The 556-nt window shown below is 43.2% G+C and carries 1 protein-coding gene; it reads right to left on the minus strand.

Annotated elements, in window-relative coordinates; genetic code table 11:
• Positions 1-253: 253 nt before the first annotated feature.
• A partial coding sequence (locus tag EXT43_RS20480; RefSeq protein ID WP_165385127.1) for a transposase occupies positions 254-556 on the minus strand: 303 nt, incomplete at its 5' end.

Here is a 556-nt window from a genome sequence, read left to right on the forward strand (position 1 = left end):
CTCTGCACACGTCCTTTACTGCAATCAAAGCCATGTGCTACCGCTGCTTCCCAAAGCTTTCTATAGCCCGGGATACAGTGCTCCTGGTCGCTAATATGCTTTAGAAACTTAAGTAACGAACTGTTCTCTTTCTGGCGTGTGCTAGGTAATTGCTTTAACCATTTATAATACCCAGCCGGCGACACAGATAACCAACTGCACAACTTTTTCACTGTGCGTTTGGCGTCTGTGACCTTGTGGATATATTCGAACCTTATTCTTTTAGGCTGTCGAAGTAGACCTTCGCCTTTTTTAAAACGTCATTCTCCAACTGAGCATCTTCGAGTTGCTTCTCAAGCTTGCGAATTTGGCGCTCTAAATCTGTGTATGATTTGTCTGGGCCTTGGTTCTTAAGTGGCTTTGCCGTTTTCTTTTTCGAGGTCATGTGACTTCTCCAACTTGATAGCATGTCAGGATGAATTCCGTATTTATTCGCGACCATCTTAACTGTATCTGTGGTGTCTAACGACTCTTGAACGACTTTTATTTTAAATTCGAGGGAATATCTACGCTGTGA

This window comes from Pseudoalteromonas sp. CO109Y, assembly GCF_004208935.1.
In the GTDB taxonomy this organism is placed as follows: domain Bacteria; phylum Pseudomonadota; class Gammaproteobacteria; order Enterobacterales; family Alteromonadaceae; genus Pseudoalteromonas; species Pseudoalteromonas shioyasakiensis.